The sequence below is a fragment of the Pseudolysinimonas sp. 10J20-29 genome, from assembly GCF_055809595.1.
In genome coordinates, this window is sequence record NZ_CM147917.1 from 12,725 (window position 1) to 34,773 (window position 22,049).

The 22,049-nt window shown below is 69.5% G+C and carries 21 protein-coding genes, 2 tRNA genes and 1 pseudogene; 17 read left to right on the forward strand and 7 right to left on the reverse strand.

Features of this window, described 5'->3' with window-relative positions:
• Positions 1–81 precede the first annotated feature (81 nt).
• A complete protein-coding gene (gene pgm, locus AC0L6Y_RS00075) occupies positions 82–1,704 on the reverse strand; it encodes a phosphoglucomutase (alpha-D-glucose-1,6-bisphosphate-dependent) (RefSeq protein WP_473553384.1) in 1,623 nt (540 codons plus the stop codon).
• A 64-nt stretch (positions 1,705–1,768) separates the two neighbouring features.
• On the reverse strand, positions 1,769–2,089 hold the full coding sequence (locus AC0L6Y_RS00080; protein ID WP_473553387.1) for a nuclear transport factor 2 family protein: 321 nt from the start codon (positions 2,087–2,089) through the stop codon (positions 1,769–1,771).
• Between the two features lie 41 nt (positions 2,090–2,130).
• Here AC0L6Y_RS00080 and pheA point away from each other — a divergent pair, with 41 nt between their 5' ends.
• From pheA to AC0L6Y_RS00095, 3 genes are read left to right on the forward strand one after another with little or no spacing between them, the layout of a single operon-like run.
• Positions 2,131–3,060, forward strand: coding sequence for a prephenate dehydratase (gene pheA, locus AC0L6Y_RS00085; protein ID WP_473553389.1), 930 nt, complete (start codon positions 2,131–2,133; stop codon positions 3,058–3,060).
• A 21-nt stretch (positions 3,061–3,081) separates the two neighbouring features.
• Complete coding sequence (locus tag AC0L6Y_RS00090) at positions 3,082–3,597, forward strand: hypothetical protein (RefSeq protein WP_473553391.1); 516 nt, start codon at positions 3,082–3,084, stop codon at positions 3,595–3,597.
• Positions 3,587–3,913 (forward strand): hypothetical protein, encoded by a 327-nt coding sequence (locus AC0L6Y_RS00095; protein WP_473553393.1) that lies wholly within the window; start codon positions 3,587–3,589, stop codon positions 3,911–3,913. Before AC0L6Y_RS00090 ends, AC0L6Y_RS00095 begins: the two co-directional genes overlap by 11 nt.
• A gap of 130 nt (positions 3,914–4,043) precedes the next feature.
• Here AC0L6Y_RS00095 and AC0L6Y_RS00100 read toward each other — a convergent pair whose 3' ends face one another.
• Entirely contained in the window at positions 4,044–5,027 is a 984-nt protein-coding gene (locus AC0L6Y_RS00100; protein WP_473553395.1) for a diacylglycerol/lipid kinase family protein, read from the reverse strand.
• 50 nt (positions 5,028–5,077) lie between these two features.
• Here AC0L6Y_RS00100 and serS point away from each other — a divergent pair, with 50 nt between their 5' ends.
• From serS to AC0L6Y_RS00125, 5 genes are all read left to right on the forward strand, one after another.
• Entirely contained in the window at positions 5,078–6,343 is a 1,266-nt protein-coding gene (gene serS, locus AC0L6Y_RS00105; protein ID WP_473553397.1) for a serine--tRNA ligase, read from the forward strand.
• A complete protein-coding gene (locus tag AC0L6Y_RS00110) occupies positions 6,340–7,149 on the forward strand; it encodes an HAD family hydrolase (protein WP_473553400.1) in 810 nt (269 codons plus the stop codon). The genes serS and AC0L6Y_RS00110 overlap by 4 nt, the downstream gene beginning before the upstream one ends.
• A 37-nt stretch (positions 7,150–7,186) precedes the next feature.
• Positions 7,187–7,271 (forward strand) — tRNA-Ser (locus AC0L6Y_RS00115).
• Between the two features lie 56 nt (positions 7,272–7,327).
• Positions 7,328–8,581, forward strand: a complete 1,254-nt coding sequence (locus AC0L6Y_RS00120) for an LCP family protein (protein ID WP_473553403.1) — start codon at positions 7,328–7,330, stop codon at positions 8,579–8,581.
• Between the two features lie 53 nt (positions 8,582–8,634).
• Positions 8,635–8,723, forward strand: a tRNA-Ser gene (locus AC0L6Y_RS00125).
• A gap of 104 nt (positions 8,724–8,827) precedes the next feature.
• On the opposite strand, the gene rhaI is transcribed toward AC0L6Y_RS00125, so the two are convergent.
• Together rhaI and AC0L6Y_RS00135 are read right to left on the reverse strand one after the other, a co-directional pair.
• Positions 8,828–9,994 (reverse strand): L-rhamnose isomerase, encoded by a 1,167-nt coding sequence (rhaI, locus tag AC0L6Y_RS00130; RefSeq protein ID WP_473553406.1) that lies wholly within the window; start codon positions 9,992–9,994, stop codon positions 8,828–8,830.
• Positions 9,991–10,155 carry a hypothetical protein gene (locus AC0L6Y_RS00135; protein ID WP_473553409.1) on the reverse strand — a complete coding sequence of 55 codons (165 nt, stop codon included), beginning with the start codon at positions 10,153–10,155 and terminating at the stop codon, positions 9,991–9,993. The genes rhaI and AC0L6Y_RS00135 overlap by 4 nt, the downstream gene beginning before the upstream one ends.
• A 161-nt stretch (positions 10,156–10,316) precedes the next feature.
• Here AC0L6Y_RS00135 and AC0L6Y_RS00140 point away from each other — a divergent pair.
• Positions 10,317–11,322: pseudogene (locus tag AC0L6Y_RS00140) on the forward strand (LacI family DNA-binding transcriptional regulator).
• A gap of 44 nt (positions 11,323–11,366) precedes the next feature.
• Here AC0L6Y_RS00140 and AC0L6Y_RS00145 read toward each other — a convergent pair.
• Positions 11,367–14,027 carry a family 78 glycoside hydrolase catalytic domain gene (locus AC0L6Y_RS00145; protein WP_473553412.1) on the reverse strand — a complete coding sequence of 887 codons (2,661 nt, stop codon included), beginning with the start codon at positions 14,025–14,027 and terminating at the stop codon, positions 11,367–11,369.
• A 216-nt stretch (positions 14,028–14,243) separates the two neighbouring features.
• On the opposite strand from AC0L6Y_RS00145, the gene AC0L6Y_RS00150 reads away from it, so the two are divergent.
• The 4 genes from AC0L6Y_RS00150 (at position 14,244) to AC0L6Y_RS00165 (ending at position 17,388) form a co-directional block, all read left to right on the forward strand.
• Positions 14,244–15,377 (forward strand): ABC transporter substrate-binding protein, encoded by a 1,134-nt coding sequence (locus AC0L6Y_RS00150; protein ID WP_473553415.1) that lies wholly within the window; start codon positions 14,244–14,246, stop codon positions 15,375–15,377.
• Entirely contained in the window at positions 15,355–15,546 is a 192-nt protein-coding gene (locus tag AC0L6Y_RS00155) for a hypothetical protein (protein ID WP_473553418.1), read from the forward strand. Before AC0L6Y_RS00150 ends, AC0L6Y_RS00155 begins: the two co-directional genes overlap by 23 nt.
• A gap of 178 nt (positions 15,547–15,724) precedes the next feature.
• The gene (locus AC0L6Y_RS00160) at positions 15,725–16,561 is read left to right on the forward strand and encodes a carbohydrate ABC transporter permease (protein WP_473553421.1); all 837 of its coding nucleotides are present in this window, start codon (positions 15,725–15,727) and stop codon (positions 16,559–16,561) included.
• Positions 16,558–17,388 carry a carbohydrate ABC transporter permease gene (locus AC0L6Y_RS00165; protein WP_473553425.1) on the forward strand — a complete coding sequence of 277 codons (831 nt, stop codon included), beginning with the start codon at positions 16,558–16,560 and terminating at the stop codon, positions 17,386–17,388. Before AC0L6Y_RS00160 ends, AC0L6Y_RS00165 begins: the two co-directional genes overlap by 4 nt.
• Here AC0L6Y_RS00165 and AC0L6Y_RS00170 read toward each other — a convergent pair.
• The gene (locus AC0L6Y_RS00170) at positions 17,385–18,245 is read right to left on the reverse strand and encodes an AraC family transcriptional regulator (RefSeq protein ID WP_473553429.1); all 861 of its coding nucleotides are present in this window, start codon (positions 18,243–18,245) and stop codon (positions 17,385–17,387) included. The two genes, AC0L6Y_RS00165 and AC0L6Y_RS00170, sit on opposite strands and share 4 nt — an antisense overlap.
• 136 nt (positions 18,246–18,381) lie before the next feature.
• On the opposite strand from AC0L6Y_RS00170, the gene AC0L6Y_RS00175 reads away from it, so the two are divergent.
• Genes AC0L6Y_RS00175 through AC0L6Y_RS00190 form a run of 4 tightly spaced genes read left to right on the forward strand, consistent with a single transcriptional unit; the run spans position 18,382 to position 22,041 of the window.
• Complete coding sequence (locus tag AC0L6Y_RS00175; protein ID WP_473553432.1) at positions 18,382–19,437, forward strand: NHL repeat-containing protein; 1,056 nt, start codon at positions 18,382–18,384, stop codon at positions 19,435–19,437.
• The gene (locus AC0L6Y_RS00180; RefSeq protein WP_473553435.1) at positions 19,434–19,625 is read left to right on the forward strand and encodes a ferredoxin; all 192 of its coding nucleotides are present in this window, start codon (positions 19,434–19,436) and stop codon (positions 19,623–19,625) included. Before AC0L6Y_RS00175 ends, AC0L6Y_RS00180 begins: the two co-directional genes overlap by 4 nt.
• Before the next feature lie 3 nt (positions 19,626–19,628).
• Entirely contained in the window at positions 19,629–20,846 is a 1,218-nt protein-coding gene (locus AC0L6Y_RS00185) for an NAD(P)/FAD-dependent oxidoreductase (RefSeq protein WP_473553438.1), read from the forward strand.
• The gene (locus tag AC0L6Y_RS00190) at positions 20,839–22,041 is read left to right on the forward strand and encodes a cytochrome P450 (protein WP_473553441.1); all 1,203 of its coding nucleotides are present in this window, start codon (positions 20,839–20,841) and stop codon (positions 22,039–22,041) included. The genes AC0L6Y_RS00185 and AC0L6Y_RS00190 overlap by 8 nt, the downstream gene beginning before the upstream one ends.
• Positions 22,042–22,049: the final 8 nt, after the last annotated feature.

The window sequence follows — 22,049 nt, forward strand, 5'->3', positions numbered from 1 at the left end:
GACCGAGATGCACGAGACCGGGATCCAGACGCTCGAGGAGTTCTTCGACCTGCCGGCCGCTCCCGCCTACAACTGAGCGGGCTAACCCCCCAGGGCGGTGTCGACGATGTCCTTCGCCGCCGCCTGCACCTCGGCGAGGTGCTCGGGCCCGCGGAACGACTCGGCGTAGATCTTGTAGACGTCCTCCGTGCCCGAGGGGCGCGCGGCGAACCAGGCGTGCTCGGTCTCGACCTTGACGCCCCCGATCGCCGCGCCGTTGCCGGGGGCCTCCGACAGGCGCGCGGTGATCGGATCGCCCGCCAGGGTGTCGGCGGTGATGTCGGCGCCCGAGAGCTTGCCGAGCCGCGCCTTCTGCTCCTTGCTGGCGGCGGCATCCACGCGCGCATAGGCGGGGTCGCCGAACTCGGCGGTCAGCTCGGCGTAGAGCGCGCTCGGGCTCTTGCCGGTGACCGCGCGGATCTCGGCCGCCGCGAGGGCCAGCAGGATGCCGTCCTTGTCGGTCGTCCAGGCCGAGCCGTCGAGAGCGAGGAAGCTGGCTCCCGCGCTCTCCTCGCCGCCGAAGCCGACCGAGCCGTTGATGAGGCCCGGAACGAACCACTTGAAGCCGACCGGAACCTCCCAGAGGCGCCGCCCCAGCGAGGCGGCGACGCGGTTGATCATCGAGCTCGAGACGAGCGTCTTGCCGATCGCAGCCTCCGCGCTCCAGCCGTCACGATGGGTGAACAGGTACTGGATCGCCACCGCCAGGAAGTGGTTCGGGTTCATCAGGCCGCCATCGGGCGTGACGATGCCGTGCCGGTCGGCGTCCGCATCGTTGCCGGTGAGCAGGTCGAACTCGCTGCGCTTCGCGACGACGCTCGCCATCGCCGAGGCGGACGACGGATCCATCCGGATCTTCTCGTCCCAGTCGAGCGTCATGAACGACCACGTCGGGTCCACCGCCGGGTTCACGACCGTCAGGTCGAGCCCGAACTTCTCGGCGATCAGCTGCCAGTAGTGCACGCTCGCGCCGCCCAGCGGGTCGGCGCCGAGGTGCAGGCCGGCGCCCCGGATCGCGTCGACATTGATCGCGTTGGCGAGATCGGCGACGTACTCGCCGCGGTAGTCGTAGGTCTCGACCGCGCTCGGCTCGGAGCGCTTGACCTCGCGCATGCCGCCCTCGATCAGCTCGTTGGCGCGGGCGGCGATCCAGCCGGTCGCATCCGAGTCGGCAGGGCCGCCGTGCGGCGGGTTGTACTTGAAGCCGCCGTCGCGCGGCGGGTTGTGCGAGGGGGTGATGACGATGCCGTCGGCCTGCGGGCCGCCCGCGTGCGCCCTGTTGTAGGCGATGATCGCGCGACTCAGCGCGGGCGTCGGCACGAAGTCATCGAACTCGTTGACGAGCGCCGTCACGCCGTTCGCCTCGAGCACCTCGAGCGCCGTGGTCTCGGCGGGTCGAGACAGCCCGTGGGTGTCGCGCCCCACGAAGACGGGCCCCGTGATGTCGTGCGCGGCGCGGTACTCGACGATCGCCTGCGTGGTGGCGGCGATGTGCGTCTCGGTGAAGGCGCCGTCGAGGCTCGAGCCGCGATGGCCGCTCGTGCCGAACACGACCCGCTGCGCCGGGTCGGAGAGATCGGGGACGCGATGGAAGTACGCGTTGATCAGTTCGCGAACGTCGATCAGATCGGACGGCTGGGCGGGGGTGCCGGCGCGGGAGGACATGCCTCCAGTCTCCCACTCAGGTCAAGAGGTGACGAGGCGCGCGAGGCGCGGGAGCGCCGCGGCGCTACGGCGCGATCGACAGCTTGGCGATGAGGTCGTCGGCGACGGTGAAGCGGAAGAAGCTCTCGCCGTTGAAGCCCTTGCCGCTGACGGCGATCCGCACCAGGTGCGCCTCGCCGTCCCGTTCGACGCCCACGACGCGGAAGCGGGACTCGCGGCCGATGTTGTCGGACTCGTTCCACTCCGCGATGGCCTCGGCGCCCACGAACTCCTTGCCCCAGTCGACGAGGACGGCGCCTGGGGCGAAGGCGGCGACGAAGGCCGCCGAATCGCCGGCGTTCGTCGCGTTGATCAGGCGTTGCACGGGGGCGGGCAGCTTGCTCATGCCTCCATCCTGCCCGAGCGGGTGGCCGCTAGGCTCACAGCATGCCGGACACCTACAGCTATCTCGGCCCGGCGGGCACCTTCACGTGGGCCGCGCTCAACCAGGTCGACGCCGCCCAGGGTCACGTCTGGCGCAGCGTCAACAACGTCGGCGAGGCGCTCGACGATGTGACCTCCGGCCGCAGCGTCGCCGCGATGATCGCGATCGAGAACAGCGTGGAGGGCGGCGTCAGCGCCACCCAGGACGCGCTCGCGAACGTTCCGGGGCTTCGCATCGTCGGCGAGTACCTCGTGCCGGTCGACTTCGTGCTCGTCGCCCGGCCCGGCACGGCGCTCGCCGATGTCAAGATCGTCGCCGCGCATCCGGTGGCCTACGCGCAGTGCCACCTCTGGCTGGATCGCGAACTGCCCGAGCACGAGCACTTCCCCGCGAGCTCGAACGTGGCGGCGGCGGCGGGGCTCGGCGATCCGGGCCTTGCGGATGCGGCGATCGCGCCGCCCGGAATCGACCGCGAGTACCGGGTTGAGGTGCTCGCCGAGAAGATCGGCGACAACCCGAACGCCGTCACCCGCTTCGTGCTCGTGAGCGCGAGCCGCGCCATCCCGGAGCGCACCGGGGCCGACAAGACCAGCGTCATCGTCGAGCTCCCCACCGACCAGCCGGGCGGCCTCGTCGAGATGCTCGAGCAGTTCGCGACGCGGGGGGTCAACCTGAGCCTGCTCGAGTCGCGGCCGATCGGCGACAGCATGGGGCGCTACCGCTTCGTCGTCGACCTCGACGGGCACGTGCACGATGAGCGCGTCGCGGACGCGCTGCTCGGCCTCAAGCGCTTCAGCCCCAACGTGATCTTCCTCGGCTCGTACCCACGGGCCGACCAGGAGCACGTCACGGTGGACGGGCGCTACGACGACGAGATCTTCATCGAGGCTCGCGACTGGCTGCGCGGGATCCTCTCGGGCGAGCCCGAGTAGCCGCTCACGCTGGAGGACCGCATGGCCGACGTCGACCCGCGCTTCGATCCGCGCTTCCAGCGCGGCTACGACCCGGAGGTGCACGGCGCCGACCACTACGCCGCCTCGGGCACTCCTGCCGACGTTCCCGAGCCGCCGATCCGCGTTGCCGCCGACGCGCCCCGCGACTCCGGCAGTGCCGCACCCAGTCCGGACCCGGATCACGCGCCTGACCACGCCGAGTCCGTGCCGTCGCCGCTGCCGCGGGTGGCCGCCGACGACGCCGAGGGCGACGAGACGGTCTTCGATCCGGACCGATCGCCCGCACCGAGGCCCCGCGTGATCCTGCTCGTGCTCGCCATCGTGCTCATCCTGTCCGCGGCGGCGCTCTTCATGACCGGGCTCATGACGGCGACGGTCTACTACGACGCGCCGACCGAGTGGGAGACGCTGGTGATGCTGGCGCGCGGCTACGCGGTGTCGCCGCTGCTACTCGGCGGAATCGTCGCGGTGCTCGGCTGGCTCCTCACCGCACCGGGACGCGCTCGTGACGAGTGAGGTGCTTGCTGCGCGTCGGCGAATCGCTCTCGCTGCTCTGGCCGCGGTGTGTCTGGCCGCGGCAGGGACCGCGCTCCTCGGCGCCTGGAGGGTGCGGGTTCTCGTCGACAGCCTGAATGTCCCGGGGTCAAGCGGCTTCGCGGATCAGGAGTCGTACTTCGAAGAGATCCACCGCCTCTACGACCTGTCGTTTCGACTCGCCGAACTGTTCGCCCCGCTGTTCGTCGGCGGGATCGCGGCGATCACCGTGCTGCTGGTGGCGCGCGCCTGGCGCGCACCCCGGGCATCGGCCCGGTCGGACGGCTCCGACAGCTAGCTCTCGCCCCCGCGCCCGCGCGCAAACTCGGAGAACAGGCGACCTCGTCCACGACTCGTGGGCACGGTACGCGGTTCTCCGACTTTGCGGGGGGGTGGGCCGGCGCAGGACGCCGCGCACGCCGCCGCGACTAGTCGGCGGCGAGTCGCAGCGTCAGCGCTCCCGGCTCGACCCAGGCGCGGAAGGCGATCACGTCGCCGATCGAGTCGCCGTCGATCTCCATCTGGTCGGGACGCTCCAGCCGCACCTTCAGGTTCTCGCCCTGCAGATAGCGCAGCACGCGCACCCGCCGGTCGCCGTCCATCATCTTGCGGCCCACGGTGCTGCGCCGCAGCACGCCGTTCTCCCAGACGAGCGCCACCCACACGCGCATCCAGCCGAAGAAGCCGGACGGGCGCAGCGTGACGACATCGAAACGGCCGTCGTCGAGCTTCGCATCGGGCAGCAGGGTGATGTGGCCGGGCAGCATGCCGCAGTTGCCGATCAGCAGGCTGTGCACCGTGGTCGCCCGCGGCGGCCGGTCGTCCAGCTGGGCGCGCAGCCGGATGCGGCGCGGGTCACGCAGCGAGCGCGCGATCGCATTGACATAGGCCAGCCAGCCCACCCGCTTCTTCAGCTCCGGATTGGTGTTGGCGACCATCTGCGCGTCGATGCCGAGACCCGCCATGACGAGGAAGCCGTGCTTGCGGCGCTCGCCGTCGGGGCGCTCGAACTCGATCATGCCCAGATCGATGGGGCGGTCGACGCCCGCGAAGGCGACCCGCACGGCCTCCTCGACGCTGAGCGAGTTGAGGTCGACGTTGCGGGCGAACAGGTTGCCGGTGCCGGAGGGGATGATCGCGAACGACGCCGCTGATCCGCTGAGCGACTCCGCGACCGCGCGCACGGTGCCGTCGCCGCCCGCGGCGACGACCAGATCGACTCCGGCGTCGAGCGCCTCGCGCGTCTGCGCGTGGCCGATGTCCTCGGTCGTGGTCTCGAGCCACAGGCTCTCGGCCCACCCGCCGGCGGCCTCGGCGCGGGCGATCGCGCTGCGCAGCTTCGACACGTTCGCCTTGGCGGGGTTGACGATGATGGCGGCTCGCGGGGGCGCGCCCGGGGGCGGGGTCGTCATGGCGACACCCTAGCCATCCTCGCTTCCAAACGGCTGAATAGGATGGTGGGGTGATCGACCCTCTGCTGCTGCGTGAAAACCCGGAGACTGTCCGCACCTCGCAGGAAGCGCGAGGCGAGTCGGTCTCCCTCGTGGACGATGCCATTGCCGCCGACCTCGCCCGTCGTGCGGCGATCACCGAGTTCGAGACCGCGCGGGCCGAGCAGAACGCGTTCGGCAAGACCGTCGCCGCCGCTCCGAAAGCGGAGAAGGCCGCGCTCGTCGCGCAGGCTCAGGAGCTTGCCGCGCGGGTGAAGTCGCTGCAGCAGGCCGCCGCCGAGGCGGAGGAGACGTTCGCGCGCACGGTCGGCAGCATTCAGAACATCGTCCTCGACGGGGTGCCCGCGGGCGGCGAGGACGACTTCATCACCCTGCGCGAGGTCGGAGAGAAGCCGAGCTTCGACTTCGAGCCGCGCGACCACCTCGCGCTCGGCGAGCTGCTCGGCGCGATCGACATGGAGCGCGGCGCCAAGGTCAGCGGCTCGCGCTTCTACTTCCTGAAGGGCGTCGGCGCGCGACTCGAGCTGGCGCTCATGAACCTCGCGCTCGACCGTGCGCTCGAGGCCGGCTTCACGCCCCTCATCACGCCGACCCTGGTGCGCCCCGACATCATGGCGGGCACCGGATTCCTGGGCGCCCACTCCGACGAGATCTACTACCTGGAGCGCGACGATCTGTACCTGACCGGCACCAGCGAGGTCGCGCTCGCCGGGTACCACAAGGACGAGATCCTCGACATCTCGGGCGGCCCTCTCCGCTACGCCGGATGGTCGACCTGCTACCGCCGTGAGGCGGGGTCGGGCGGCAAGGACACCCGCGGCATCATCCGCGTGCACCAGTTCCAGAAGCTCGAGATGTTCACCTACATCGACCCCGCCGAGGCGGAGACCGAGCACGAGCGGCTGCTGGCCCTGCAGGAGGGCATGCTGCAGAGCCTGGGTCTCAGCTACCGGGTCATCGACACCGCGGCGGGCGACCTCGGCTCGAGCGCCGCGCGCAAGTTCGACGTCGAGGCCTGGGTGCCGACGCAGGACGCGTACCGCGAGCTGACGAGCACCTCGAACTGCACCACGTTCCAGGCGCGCCGTCTCGACACCCGCTACCGCACCGAGAGCGGCAAGACCGCGCCCGTGGCGACCCTCAACGGCACGCTGGCGACGACACGCTGGATCGTGGCGCTGCTCGAGACGCACCAGCGCCCCGACGGCTCGGTCACGGTGCCCGAACCGCTGCGCCCCTTCCTCGGCGGACTGACCGTGCTGGAGCCGCTCGCGTGACCTCGGCCTGGCTGGTGGCACTCGACATCGATGGCACCGTCCTGCGTGAGGACGGCGCCATGGGGCGCAGTGTGATCGACGAGGTCACGCGCGTGCGCGACCTGGGGCACGAGGTCACGCTCGCCACCGGCCGCTCCGTCTCGATGACGCTGCCCGTGCTCGAGCGACTGGGGCTGACCCCGCGGTACGTCGTGTGCGCCAACGGCGCCATCGTGCTCGAGCGCGATGAGAGCGAACCGGATTCCTACGCGCGCTTCCTCACCGAGACCTTCGACCCGACGGACGTGCTCACCACGATCCACGGTCACCTCTCGGATGCGAGCTTCGCCGTCGAGGACGTCGACGGCGTCTTCCGCTACACCGGCACGTTCCCCGAGGGGGCGCTCGCGACGACGAGTCGGCAGGTCGAGTTCGACGATCTGCTCGGCGCTCCGGCGACGCGTGTCGTCGTGCTCGCCCCCGATCACGCGACCGAGGACTTCCTCGAGATCGTCGACCGCATGGGTCTGCACAAGGTCAGCTACAACGTCGGCTGGACCTCGTGGCTCGACATCGCCCCCGACGGCGTCAACAAGTCGACAGCCCTGGAGCGCGTGCGCCAGCTGCTCGAGGTGCCGCGCAGCCGGGTCGCCGCGATCGGCGACGGCCGCAACGACATCGACATGCTCGCCTGGGCGAGCGCCGAGGGCCTCGGCATCGCCATGGGCCAGGCCCCGCCGGAGGTGCTGGCCGTCGCCAACGACACCACCAGCACGGATCTCGAAGACGGCGCGGCCGCCGCGCTCGCACTCCACTTCCAGGATTGACCTGGTTGCGGTCGGTTAGACTCACGATCGATTTACGGGAGGGCTGTCCGAGCGGCCGATGGAGCCAGTCTTGAAAACTGGTGGGCAGAAATGTCTCGTGGGTTCGAATCCCACGCCCTCCGCCGCTGGGGATGCTGAAGCACCCCTGTGAATTCTGTCCGACGTCAAGTGAGGTCCCGTGAGCGACAAGAAGCTGGAACGCGTGAAGGCATCCGCCCGCGTGCGTCCGACCGTGGCGCGCCACGGACGTCAGAAGCGCGCCCGGGCCTGGAAGGCCGTTCTCGGTCTGATCGGCGGCGCGCTCACCGTGCTTCTGGTGTCGGGATCGGCTGTGGCCGGCATCGCCGTCTGGCAGACCGCCGGTGACATCGACACCGAGGCGATCGGCTTCGACGCCGTCGCGCTCCCGCCGAGCGTCGGCCCCTACGAGGGCGGCTTCAACATCCTGATCGTCGGCAGTGACAGCCGTGAGGGCGAGAACGCCGCGATCGGCGGCTACGAGAGCTCGACCCTGAACGACGTGACGATGCTCCTGCACGTCTCCGAGGACCACCAGAGCGCGACCCTGGTCAGCATCCCGCGCGACCTGATGGTCCCGCTGCCCGCGTGCGAGAACGGCGGACCGGCCACGGCGACCGCCATGAACACGACGCTGTTCTACGGCGGCCTGAGCTGCACGGTCGACACGGTCGAGAACCTCACCGGTCTCGAGATCCAGTTCGCCGGACTCATCACCTTCGTCGGCGTGATCGCGATGTCGAACGCGGTCGGCGGCGTCGACGTCTGCATCGACGGCGCCTTCAAGGACAGCTACGTCGGCCTCGACTTCCCGGAGGCGGGCACCTACACGCTGAAGGGCAAGGAGGCGCTGCAGTTCCTGCGCTCGCGCCACGGCGTCGGCGACGGCAGCGACCTGGGCCGGATCAGCTCCCAGCAGGTGTTCCTCTCCTCGCTCGTGCGCAAGCTGAAGAGCGAGGACACGCTCGGCGATGCCGGAACGGTCTACAGCCTGGCGAAGGCGGCGACGCAGAACATGACGCTGTCGCAGAACTTCGGCCGCGTCGACATCCTCGCCTCGATCGCGCTCGTGCTGAAGGACATCCCGCTCGAGAACATCGTCATGGTGCAGTACCCGAGCACCACCGGGGTCACGACGCCGTCGTACTACGCCGGCAAGGTGGCGCCGCTGCAGGCCCAGGCCGACGCGCTGTTCGCGGCGCTCCAGGCGGACACCCCAATCGCGCTCGACGACGACTCGCTCGACAGCAACCACAACGGGTCGACGCTCGACCCGAACGCCCCGACGGCGACCGCGACCCCGACGGCGGAGCCGACGGAATCGGCCACCGCCACCCCGACGACCGAACCCGTCACGGTGTCGGGCGTCAAGGGGCAGAGCGCCGACCAGTACACCTGCGCCGTCGCCAACTGATCGCGCGTTCGTGATCGCCGCCGTCGGCGGCTATGATTGCGAAGGCAATACCGGGAGACGTCGCATAGTCCGGTCGAGTGCACCACCCTGCTAAGGTGGAGACCCCTCTGGGGGTCCGCGGGTTCAAATCCCGCCGTCTCCGCAAGTACCCTTTCCTTCTGGCGCCCGCCGAGATCTGTTCGGCGAACGCAGAAGCGCTCCGCGGCGCAGGGCCGGCGGAGCGCTCCTGGTCTGGCTCGTCGTGGCTCAGGCGCCCCAGCTCGCGGCGGTGCCGCCCACGCGACTCGAGGCGATCTCCTGCTGGTATCCCGACGCCGCATAGGCGGCCATCGGGTCCGCGGCGAGACCTCGAGACTCGCGCCATTCGGCCAGGGCGGGGCGGACGTCGGTGTAGAAGGCGTCCATGAGGATCTCGTTGGCGGCGAGCACGTCGTTCGCTTCCTGCGCGGCGTCGAGCGCTGCGCGGTCGACGAGCAGCGCTCGGGCGGTCATCTCCTGCACGTTGAGCACCGAGCGGATCTGTCCGGGGATCTTGTCCTCGATGTTGTGGCACTGATCGAGCATGAAGGCGACGTCGGGGTTGTTCAGCCCGCCGCCCCGGACGACCTCCACCAGGATGCGGAACAGCTGGAACGGATCCGCGGCACCCACGATGAGGTCGTCGTCCGCGTAGAAGCGGGAGTTGAAGTCGAAGGAGCCGAGCTTGCCGAGCCGCAGCAGCTGCATCACGATGAACTCGATGTTGGTGCCGGGGGCGTGGTGCCCGGTGTCCAGGCAGACCATGGCCTTCTCGCCCAGCGCGGTGACGTGCGCGTACGAGGTGCCCCAGTCGGGCACATCGGTGTGGTAGAACGACGGCTCGAAGAACTTGTACTCGAGCACCAGCCGCTGGTCGTCGCCGAGTCGCGCGTAGATCTGCTGGAGCGAATCGCTGAGGCGATCCTGCCGAGCGCGCATGTCGTTCTGGCCGGGGTAGTTGGAGCCCTCGGCGAGCCAGATCTTGAGGTCGCGCGAACCCGTGGCATCCATGACGTCGATGCACTCGAGGTGATGGTCGATCGCCTTCCGCCGAATGCGCTCGTCGTGGTGGGTGAGCGCTCCGAACTTGAAGTCCTCGTCCTGGAACGTGTTCGAGTTGATCGTGCCCAGCGTCACCCCGAGGTCTTCGGCGTAGGCGCGAAGGCCCGCGACGTCGTCGACGTTGTCCCACGGGATGTGCAGCGCGACGCTCGGCGCGAGGGCCGTGTACTTGTTGACCTGGGCGGCATCCGCGATCTTCTCGAACGGATCGCGCGGGGTGCCCTCGGTGGTCCACACCCGGAAGCGCGTGCCTGAGTTGCCGAAGGCCCAGGAGGGCAGCTCGATGCCCTGCTTCTCGAGGGAGGCCAGTACGTCGGAATTGAGGATGCTCACGTTGCGTCGCTTTCTACCGCTGCGGACAGCTGGTTGTTGAGGCTCAAGGAGCTGCCCACCGGGGCGGCCGGGCGCTCGACGCGTTCATGGATCGCCGCCGAGAGCTCGGGGTCGATCCACGCGTCGACGCAGGACTGCGAGGCAGCCGCGGTGCTCGTCACTGAGTGGCTCCTTGAGAGTGATGCATGAATCGTTTCAAGCCTATGGCACGATGGTGATGTTCACAAGCCGCCGCCGCCGCACGGAGACGGATTAGTGAGCAAACCACGCGATAGCCTGCTCGGCAGGCGCGTGATCGTGTCCAGGTGCAGGGGAGCAGCAGATGGCAGTGAGCGTCAAGGATGTCGCGGCGCGAGCGAACGTGTCGGTCGGCACTGTCTCGAACGTCTTGAACCAGCCCGATAAGGTCGCGCCCAAGACCGTCGCGCGGGTGCGTGCCGTCATCGACGAGCTGGGATTCGTGCGCAACGACGCGGCCCGGCAGCTGCGCGCCGGGCGGAGTCTCAGCATCGGACTGATCGTGCTCGACGTGCGCAACCCGTTCTTCACCGACGTCGCGCGAGGCGCCGAGAGCCGCGCCGCCGAGAGCAACCTGGCCGTGCTGCTCGGCAACAGCGACGACGATCCCCGGCGCGAATCCGCGCATCTGGACCTGTTCGAGCAGCAGCGCGTGCAGGGAGTCCTGATCACCCCGGTCGGAGACGTGGCGGCGCGACTCGAGCGCCTGCGCGAGCACGGCGTCGCGGCGGTGCTGGTCGACCGGCTGAGCGATGGCGACGCGTTCTCCTCGGTGTCGGTCGACGATGACGCGGGCGGGTACATGGCGGTGCGGCACCTCCTCGACACGGGTCGCCGGCGGATCGCCTACGTCGGGGGCCCGGCGACGATCCGCCAGGTCGGCGATCGTCTGGCGGGAGCCCGGCGCGCCGTCGCCGAGCAGCCGGGCGCCACGCTCGAGGTGCTCAGCACGGCGGCGCTGACCGTGCTGGAGGGGCGCGCGGCCGGGGAGGTCATCCGATCCCGCGACGCGAAGGACCGCCCCGACGCCGTCTTCGCGGCGAACGACCTTCTCGCGGTCGGCGTGCTCCAGGCCTTCGCGCTGCTGGGCGGGCTCTCCGTGCCGGATGACATCGCGATCATCGGGTACGACGACATCGACTTCGCGGCCGCCGCCGTCGTGCCGCTGTCCTCGATCCGTCAGCCGAGCGAGCTGATCGGATCGCGGGCGGTCGAAGCTGCTGCTCAACGAGGTCAGCGGCGACGGGCGTCGGGAGCAGGTCGTCTTCCAGCCCGAGCTCGTCGTTCGCGAGTCGAGCCGCCCGCGTTAGACCGACGAAGCGCCCGCGGGGTCCCCGCGAGCGCTTCGTCGGTCTCAGGCGGACGGGTCGGCGACCGCCGGGTGGGTGACGACGATCGTGTGGCTGCCCGGCGCGAGCATCGAGCCGTTGCCGGTCTCGACCCCGTCCACCGTGATCGTCGACCGCTCGGTGACCGGGGCGTCGAGCACGCCGCGTGCGTCGGTCGGGATCGCGACCGTCATGGTGAGGGCGTCCGACTCGCAGCGCCAGTCGATCGACACCGCACCCAGCCGGGTGTCGACCGAGGCCCGAGCCCAGTCGATGCCGACCGCGGGGCGCGGTGCGAAGCGCGTCAGCCGGTAGCCGGGGTCTTCGATGTCGGGGGCGATTCCGGCGACCGAGCGATACACCCAGTCGATCACCGCGCCGTAGGCGTAGTGGTTGAACGAGATCATCGAGTCGCCGGTGTCCATCGCGCCCTGGTGGATCGAGCCATCCGGCTGGATGGCGTCCCATCGCTCCCAGATCGTGGTGCCGCCGTGGTCCACCTGGTAGAGCCACGACGGCGAGTCCCGGCGCAGCAGCATCAGGTAGGCCTCGTCGAGGTGACCGGTGCGTGCCAGGGCGGGCAGCACGAGCGGAGTTCCCAGGAACCCGGTCGTGATGCGGCCGTCGGTCTCGCGGACCAGGCGCGCGAGCTCCTCGCCGAGTTCCGCACGCTCCGCGGCGGGGGCGATGTCGAACTCGATCGCGAGCGCGAGGCCGGCCACGCTCGTGCGAGCCTGTCCGCCCCAGCGCCGCCAGGTCTCCTCGCCGACGCGCTCGGCGAGAGCGGCGGACTCCCCGGCGGCGGACGCGTCGCCCACCAGCCGCTCGGCGTCGGCGAGGATCTGCGCGGACCGCGCGTAGAACGCGTTCGCCACGAAGTCGGCGGACACCTTGGCCTCCCACGGCCGGTCTCCGGGAGCGTCCGGGTCGAGCCAGTCGCCGAACTGGAACTCGGTGGGCAGCACGATCTCGTCTCCGGCGCGACGTCGGAGGTGATCCACCCAGTCGCGCATGCTGCCCAGCTGCTGGCTGAGCACCTCGGTCGATCCGTAGGACTCGTAGACCGACCACGGCACGATCGTGGCGGCATCGCCCCAGCCCGCGCGGCCCATCAGCGACGTCGGCTCCCCGTCGAGCAGGAAGTCGGAGTCGATGAGGACGTTCGGCACGACCGAGGCGACCGAGCCGTCGGCGTCCTGGTCGATGCTGAGATCGCGCAGCCACGACAGCCAGAACGTCTCGGAGTCGAAGAGCGTGTTCGCGGTCGCGCTGAAGGCCTGCGCGTCGCCCGTCCAGCCCATGCGCTCGTCGCGCTGGGGGCAGTCGGTCGGCACCGAGACGAAGTTGTCGCGCTGAGACCAGACGACGTTCTCGTGCAGGCGGTTCAACGCGGGGAGCGAGCACTCGAAGTGACCGCGCTTCGGGGTGTCCGAGCTGATCGCGACCGCCGTGGCGCTGAGGATCTCGACATCGCCGACGACGTCCGCGTAGCGGAAGCCGTGGAACGTGAATCGAGGCTCCAGGCTGTGCTCGCCGTCGGCGTCGAGCACGTAGGTGTCGGTCGCCTTGGCGGACCGCAGCGCGGCCACGTGGAGCGCGCCGTCCGGCTCGAGCACCTCCGCGTGGCGAACCGTGACAGTGCTGCCCTTCGCGCCGCGCACGACAAGACGCACCCAGCCCGAGATGTTTTGACCGCTGTCCAGAGTCGACCGGTCATCGGTCGCGGTGACCGTCATCGGGAACTCCGCGACGGTGCGCACGGGCGGCGCGACGCGCGGCTCGAACAGGTCGGTGCTGACGTCGAGCTCCTGGACGGGGCTCCAGCCGGCGTCGTCGAAGCCCGGCCGGTTCCATCCGATCGGCTCGCGAGTCAGGTCGGTGTCGGTGCCGTCGTAGATGCTCGAGGCGGTGACGGCGCCGGTCGACGCGCGCCAGGCCTGATCGGTCGTGAACACCTCGCGCGTGCCGTCCGCGTAGTCGACCTCGAGCTGCGCGATCAGGCCCAGCTGGTCGCCGTAGATCGCGTCGCGGTGGCGCCACCCGAGTCGGCCCCGGTACCAGCCGTCGGAGAGGATGGCGCCGACGACGTTCTCGCCCTCGGTGAGCAGGTCGGTGACGTCGTGCGTGGCCACGACGATGCGCTCCTGGTAGGCGGTCCAGCCGGGCGCCAGGTGCTCGTCGTCGACACGCGAGCCGTTGATCGTCAGCTCGTAGATGCCCAGCGCGCTGGCGCGAAGCCGCGCGCGCTGCGGGGCGGCGCGCAGCAGGATCTCGCGGCGCAGGTACGGGGACGCCCCGGCGCGCGGAGACTCGACGCCGATCACCGCTCCCGACATCTCGTCCACGCCGGCCTCGACCGTGAGCTCGTCGCTCCACGCGCTCCACCCGTTCTCGGTGGCGACGCGCACGCGGTAGCGGCGCTCGGCGCCGGCCGGCAGATCGCCGCCGGGGGCGAGCACGCCGAGCGCGCCATCCCCGACGGCGGGTTCGCCGGTCCGGGCGTCGTCGCTGCCGTCGCGCCACTGCACCTGGTAGCCGATCACGGAGCCGGTCGGTCGCGCCTCCAGCGTCCAGAACAGGCGCAGGCCCTGTCGCGGGAGACCAATGAGGTCGGAGGTGTACTGCGTCCTGACCAGACCGACCGTCACGGCGGTGTCGACCTGCTCGGTCTCGGGTAGCTTGACCACGGGATTCCTTTCGGCTGCATCGTTGCAGACAACACCGTACCGAAACGTTTCAATTTGCGCACGTCGCCGGGACACCGGGCCCGTGGCCCCGGCTCGCGCCGCGTCGGTCCGGTTCGAAATTGACACGGTTGCGGGTGCCGCGTAAGGTGAGCGCCGAGAGTTGTATCGTTTCAATGTTGAATCGGTCACCGTGCTTTTACATGGAGGTAAAAACGAATGATCAGCAAATCTCGACTCCTCGCCGTTGCGGCGGGTGGTGTCGCTCTGGGTCTCGCACTCACCGGATGCACCGGCGGAAGCTCATCGGACGACGGAACCGTCGAACTGTCCTTCCTCGTCGACAACACGGAGGCGAACATCGCCACGGTTGAGGCGCTGGTCGAGGCCTTCATGGCCGACAACCCGGACATCACCATCGACGTGGAGACGCGCCCCGGTGGCGAAGAGGGCGACAACCTCATCAAGACCCGCCTCGCCACCGGCGAGATGACCGACCTGTTCTGGTACAACTCGGGATCGCTGATGCAGGCGCTCAACCCGGACCAGACCCTGATGAACCTCGAGGGCGAGGACTTCATGGCGCCGGTCTCCGAGACCTTCGCCGCCGGCGTCAGCACCGAAGCCGGCGTCTACGGCGTCCCGATCGGCCCCGGCATGGGAGGCGGAATCCTCTACAACACCGCCATCTACGAGGAGCTGGGCCTCGAGGTCCCCACGACCTGGGATGACTTCATGGACAACAACCAGGCGATCTCGGACGCCGGATACGACGCGGTCATCCAGACCTACGCCGACGCCTGGACCGCGCAGCTGTTCGTGCTGAGCGACTTCTACAACGTGCTGGCCGAGAACCCGGAGTGGGCCGACCAGTACACCGCCAACCAGGTCAACTTCGCGGACGACCCGGTGGCCATCCGCGGATTCGAGCGCCTCGAAGAGGTCAACGCGGCCGGCTTCCTGAACAAGGACTACGCCTCGTCGACCCTCGACGACGGTCTTCGCATGCTGGCGACGGGCGAAGGCGCCCACTACCCGATGCTGACCTTCGCCGTGTCGACGATCCTCGAGGTCTACCCCGAGAACGCCGACGACATCGGGTTCTTCGCACAGCCCGGCGACGGTCCCTCCCACGGCCTGACGACCTGGCTCGCCAACGCGGTCTACGCGCCGGCCAACACCGAGCACCCCGAGGCCGTCCAGCGGTTCATGGCGTTCGTCGCCACCGAAGAGGCGTGCACCGTGCAGACCGACGCCGTCGGCGTGACCGGTCCGTACTTCATCGAACGGCTGCACCCTGCCGGACGACGTGCCCAACGCGACGGCGGACATGCTGCCCTACTTCGAGACTGAGGGCGGCACCGCGGCGGCGCTGGAGTTCCTGTCGCCGGTCAAGGGACCGTCGCTTCCGCAGATCACCGTCGAGGTCGGCTCGGGCATCCGCTCGGCCGCGGACGGCGCAGCGCTCTACGACCAGGACGTGACCAAGCAGGCCCAGCAGCTGGGTCTCGAGGGCTGGTAAACCGGGCGCGAGCTCTGAAGGAATAGTCGGTGGGGGCGGTCGCGCGCCGCCCCCACCGGCACCTACTGTCGATGGAGACATGATGGCGATGACCCAGACCGAGCGGCCCCCAGCCGCCTCCACGCGTCCACCGCGAAAGCCGGCCCGACGCAAGAACCGGCGGGACCATCAGTACCCGATGTGGTTCTACGCGCCCGCGGGCGTGCTGTTCCTGGTGCTGTTCATCGTGCCCACCATTGCGAGCTTCTACTTCAGCCTCACGCGCTGGTCGCTCTTCGATGTGCAGTTCATCGGCCTGGAGAACTTCGCCCAGTTCTTCCGCGAGCCGATGCTCATCCAGGGCTTCGTCAACACGTTCATCTTCGGATTCGTCACCTCGGGCCTCAAGGTCGTGTTCGGGATCCTGCTCGCCGTTCTGCTGTCGAGCCAGATCCTCGGGCGGACCTTCCTGCGCTCCGTGGTGTTCTTCCCCGTGCTGGTCTCGGTGATCGGGATCGGGATCACCTTCCGCGTCCTGATGGATCCCTTCGACGGGCTCATCAACCAGGCGCTCGCACTGATCGGCGTCGAGGGGCCGGGCTGGCTCACCGACCCGAGCCTCGCGCTCCTGTCGGTCGCCGCCGTCGAGGTGTGGCGCGGCGTGGGGCTGGCGACCCTGATCTTCATCGCGGGCATCGTCGCCATCCCGCAGGAGTACTTCGAGGCGGCCAAGATCAACGGTGCCACCGCCTTCCAGAACTTCTGGAACGTGACGCTGCCGCTGCTGAAGCCGGCCTCAGTCACGGTCATCATCCTCTCCCTCATCGGCGGTCTGCGGTCGTTCGACCTCATCTGGGCGATGACCAAGGGCGGACCGGGATTCACCAGCGATGTCATCGCCTCCGTCATTTTCAAGCAGTACCAGGCGGGCTTCTACGGCCTGTCGAGCGCGGGCAACGTGGTCCTCTTCCTTGTGGTGACCGCGATCATCGTGCCGATCTTCTGGCTGCTCAACCGCAAGGAGACCGAACTATGAGCCGCAAGCGCCGTTCCTACGTCGCCGGGGCCGTCGCGATCGCCGTCTCCGTCTTCGTCTTCCTGATCCCGTTCGCGTTCATCCTGCTGACCGCGTCGAAGGATCGACAGGAGTCCGCCGCTCTCGAGTTCTCGCTGCCGCAGCAGTTCATGCTGTTCGAGAACGTGTGGGAGGTGATCCAGACCCGCGACTTCATGCTGCTCACCGCGTTCGCCAACTCGACGATCCTGACCGTGGCCAGCGTGACGCTCATGGTGCTGTTCGCCGCGATGGTCGGCTGGGTTCTCCAGCGACGGAAGTCGCGGATCAACACCATGGTCAACTTCCTGGTGCTCGCCGGCCTGATCATCCCGCCCGCCGTGGTGCCGACGATCTGGGTCCTTCAGGGCCTTGAGCTGTTCGGAACCCTGCACGGCCTGGTGCTCATCGAGGTCACCTTCGGCCTGTCGTTCAGCATCCTGATGTTCCGCGCCTTCATCGCCGCGATCCCTCGGGAGCTCGACGAGGCGGCGACGATCGATGGCGCGGGGCCGATCCGCCTGTTCTTCCAGGTCGCGTTCCCGCTGCTGCGCAGCGTGATCGTCACGGTCATCGTGGTGCAGGCGGTCTTCGTCTTCAACGACTTCCAGAACCCGCTGTACTTCCTGCCGGGAGACGACAATGCGACCGTGCAGCTGACGCTCTACAACTTCCAGAGCCAGTTCAACACGCGCTGGAATCTGCTGTTCACGAACGTGCTGCTCATCACGATTCCGCCGCTGCTGATGTACATCTTCTTCCAGCGTCAGATCGTGGCTGGCATGACCAGCGGAGCGGTCAAGGGCTAGGCCGTTCGCGCCCCGGTCGAGTCGGCGAGGCGAAAGCCGCTGCGGTACTCGACCGGGCTGACGCCGTACTCCGCCCGGAACGCCCGGGCGAAGTAGTTCGCGTCCCAGAAGCCGGACTGCTCGCCGACGTGGGCGATCGGCAAGTCGGTGGAGACGAGGAGGAGCGCCGCGTGCTCAAGCCGCGCCTGCGCGACGAAACGCGCGGGTGACGTGCCGACCTCGCTGCGGAAGACGCGCGAGAAGTGCGAGGGTGAGAGGTTGGCGAGCGCCGAGAGGGTGCCGACCGACCACTTGGCGGTGGGGTCCGCCTTGATCCGAGCGACGGCGCCCCAGGCCGCATCACCGGCCGTCGAGGCGAGGGGCTCGACGCGACTCGGGCTGCCGAAGTCGGTGAGCAGGGCCATGATGCAGGTCAGGAGCCCCACCGACACCATGAGCGGAGCCGCGCTTCGCTCGGCGAGCTCGGACGCCCAGGCGACGGCATCGCCGAACTCGCTCGACGGAGCGACCCAGCTGGACGTTCCCGCCGACATGACCTCCTTGGACATCCGCGCGTCGGACATGACCCACGGCAGGAACTCGAACAGGATGCGCTCGTCGAAGTAGACGTTGACGACCGTCATCCGCTCGTGCGGTTCGAACGCGTGCCAGCTGCCGGGGCGGATGAGGAAGACCGAGCCAGCCGACGCGGAGTCCGAGCCGCTGCGTGAAAGGTGGGTGCCGCGACCGTCGACGACGAGGGCCAGCTCGACGTAGTCGTGGGCGTGCGCCGGGATCTCCTCCGGCACGTCGACGGTCTCGGCGCCGATCCGACGTGTGCCCGGGCCCAGGACGCGCGTGAGCGGGTAGCGATCCATCCGTCGACTCTACGCCGTCGATCGCCAGCATGATCGAAAAATGCTATGACGTGGCTCTCGTTTCCTAGCCGTCCGTGTCGCAGTGCGGTCGAATCCTTATGTAGCTACTCGCTCAACGATGAGGAACAGGACTGTGATGCACTCTGTCTCGAACGCGGTCGCCGACGAGTCGACGACGACGTCGCCGTCCGGCGACGCCGCGACCGGACTGATCCGCGAGATCGCGCCCGAGCTGACGACGATCAACGACTGGTCGCATTCGGGCGTGGCGGTGCTGCGCGATGGTCGTGTCGTCGTGTCGACTCCCGGGAGCGGCCACGTGAGCGTCATCGATGCCGACGGCGGCGTCGCGACGTTCGAGTGCGGCTCCGGCATCTACCACGGCATCGCCGTCGACCCGGATCACGCGAGCCGCGTGTGGTTCGCCGACATCGGCGTCGAGCCCGAGCAGGCGGGCCTGTACGTGTGCGACGTCGACGCGCGCGAACTGCACGATGTGGTGCCGGCCCCGCGCGACGTCGCCCCCGTGCTGGGCTGGCGCCCGACCGATGTCGCGGTCGAGCGAGGCTTCGACGACCCGGAGGGCTGGGTCGCCTGGGTCGCGGACGGCTACGGGAGGTCGCTTGTTCACCGCGTCGAGCGCGGCGCGATCACGCTGACGCTGGACGGCTCCGCGTCGGGCCTCGCCTTCGACTGCCCGCACGGCATCGCGCTCGACACCCGGAGCGCCGAGACGCTCGTCGCGGTCGCGGACCGCGCGAATCAGCGCCTCGTGTGGTGGACCCTCGGCGGTGACTTCGTGCGCGAGCTGCGCCACCCGCTGATCACCAGCCCGAGCTCGATCGCGGTGCGCGGTCAGCACCTCGTCGTCACCGAGCTCTTCGGCAGCGTGATCGCCGTCGATCCCGCGGATCGGGTCGCCGACATCGTCACGCGGTCGACCCGCACGCGCGACGGGGCCTGGCCGAACGCCGGCGCGGAGGCCTCGCCCGAACGCCCCCCGCTGGAACCGGGCCAGGTCAACAGCCCGCACGGCATCGCCGCGACGAGCGACGGCGTCGTCATCACCGAGTGGATCTTCGGAGGACGCATGCTGCGCCTCGCCGACGAGCTGCTCGCGCGCGCCCGATTCACGCCGGCCGAGCCGGCGGACGACACCCCACAGCAGAACGAGACAAGGGAGCTCTCATGAAGATCGAAATCAACGCGGCGGCCTGCGTCGGCGCGGGCCAGTGCGTGCTGACCGCTGAGGACCTGTTCGACCAGGACGATGACGGGATCGTGATCCTGCTCGACGAGCAGCCTGACGCGTCGCGGGCCGCCGACGCCAAGCGCGCCGCCGTGCTCTGCCCCGCACGAGCGATCACGGTGCACGAGTAGGACATGACAGTTCCGTTGCACTCCGACGTGCTGATCGTCGGCGCGTCGGCGGCGGGTTGGGCGACCGCCCAATCGCTGCGGCACGAGGGCTTCTCGGGAAGCATCACTCTGCTCGGCGACGAGGTCGGGCGCGCCTACAACCGCCCGCCGCTGTCGAAGCAGGTCCTTGTCGGGGAGTGGGAGGTGCCGCAGGCCGAGGTCTTCGCGGCGGACGAGCCCACCCAACTCGACATCGCGTATCGCGACGGCACCGCGGCGCTCGCGCTCGACCTGGATGCGCGCCGCGTCGCCAGCACCGATGGCGCCGCCTCATTCGGGACCCTCGTGATCGCGACCGGCGCGCGAGCTCGCCGGCTGCCGCCGACGATCGACCCCGACGGCACCGCGCTGTATCTGCGCACGCGCGATGACGTCGTCGCGCTGCGCGACCGGCTGCGCCACGCGCAGCGGGTGATCGTCCTCGGGTCGGGAGTGCTCGGTTCGGAGATCGCCGCCGCGGCCCGGAAGCTCGGCTGCTCGACGACGATCATCGGGCGCTCCGGAGCCCTCACACTCGGAACCGTCGGGGCACGCGTCTCCGCACGGCTGGCGGAGCTCCACCGGCAGCACGGCGTCGAACTCCGACTGGCCGAGCAGGTGACCGCGATCGGCACGCGCGGCGACACCGCGATCACGACCTTGGCGACGGGGGAGGAGATCGCCAGCGACCTCGTGGTGGCGGCGGTCGGGTCGGTCGCCAACCTCGAGTGGCTCGAGTCGAGCGGACTCGCCGGCCGTCACGGGGTGCGATGCGACGCCGACGGCCGGTGTGCGGATGCGGTCTACGCGGTGGGGGACGTCGCCGCGTGGTCGACCCACGACGACGACGGAGACCTGCCCTGGGGCCACCAGCTGGCGGCACTGCAGCAGGCGCAGGCGGTCGCGCGCCACATCGCGACCGGCCAGCCGTCGCCGAGCCCCGTTCCGTACTTCTGGAGCGAGCTGTACGGCGTGCGCTTCCAGGCCTACGGGACGTTCCCGGATGACGCCGAGCTGGAGTTCGTGGCAGGCGACGCCGAGGCCGACGACTTCGTCGCGCTCGGCATGGTCGCCGGGACGCCGCTCGGCGTGGCCGCCTCGAATATGTCGCGAGAGTTCCGCGCCGCACGACGCCTCGTCGACGCCGCGCGAATGGAAGCCAGTGCGCCCGAGGGCGCCGTTATCGGAGGAAACAATGTCTGACCACACCGCACCCGCCGTCTGCCCGTTCACGGGACGCGCTGCCGGGATCCCGCTGGACGGCAACCCGCATCGGCCGACGCCGGCGCTCGCCACGGCGCGCGCGGAGGCTCCCGCCGTGCCCGTGCAATTCGCCGACGGCCACGACGGACTGCTCGTCGCGCGCTACGCCACCGCCCAGGCGGTGCTGGCCGACGACAGGTTCACGACGTTCCCGCGTCGATTCCTGCTCGGGCCCGCCGAGGGGGAGACGCACGACGTCGACCAGCGCGCCCTCGACGCGCTCGCCGTGGCCGACATCCTGTCGCTCGATGGCGAGCAGCATCTTCGGATCCGTCGTTCGATCACCAGCCGCTTCTCGGTGAAGGCCGCCCGCGGCCGCCGCGAGGAGATCAACGGCTTCGTCACCGAGGCCCTCGACGACTTCCTCGACGGCCCCAACCCGGGGAACCTCACCGCGGACTTCGCGACGCCGATCTCGGTGCGCAGCCACTGCCTGGCGCTGGGGGTGCCGGACAGCCACGTGGCGCTGTTCGCGGAGACGTTCGTTCAGCCCACGACGACGCAGCGCAAGTTCGAGGTCATCCGCGAGCTCATCGAGGTCGTGCGTGCGAATCCCGGCGAGAACGTGCTGAGCGACCTGCTCGCCTCCGACCTTTCCGAGGCCGAGGTCGAAGGGCTCGGCTGGGTGCTCTCGGTGTCGGGACGCGACTCGGTGGCCTACATGATCGCGATGTCGATCTTCACGCTGCTGCGCCACCCCGACCAGTGGGCGAAGCTGAAGCGCGAGCCAGAGCTCCTTCGCGGGGCGATCGAGGAGCTCGTGCGCTACAACACGATGTTCCTCAACCTCTTCAGCCGGACCGCTCGGGAGGATCTCGAGATCGAGGGCGTCAGCGTGGCAAAGGGCCAGTCCGTGGTGGTCTCGGCGGTGGGCGCCAATCGCGACCCCGAGCGCTTCGAGAACCCGGACACGTTCGACATCACGCGGGACGCGGCGGGCCACCTCGGCTTCAGCCACGGCCCGCACGGCTGCGTCGGGCAGCAGTTCGCCCGCGTGCAGATCACCCAGGCGATCGAGCAGATCATGGCGCGAGTGCCGGATCTGACGCTGACCGAGGAGCAGCTGGAGTCGCCGTACCCGGTCGCCTCGTTCCTGCCGACCTACGAGGCGGCGCCGGTGATGGTGAGTTGGTGAGCTGACGC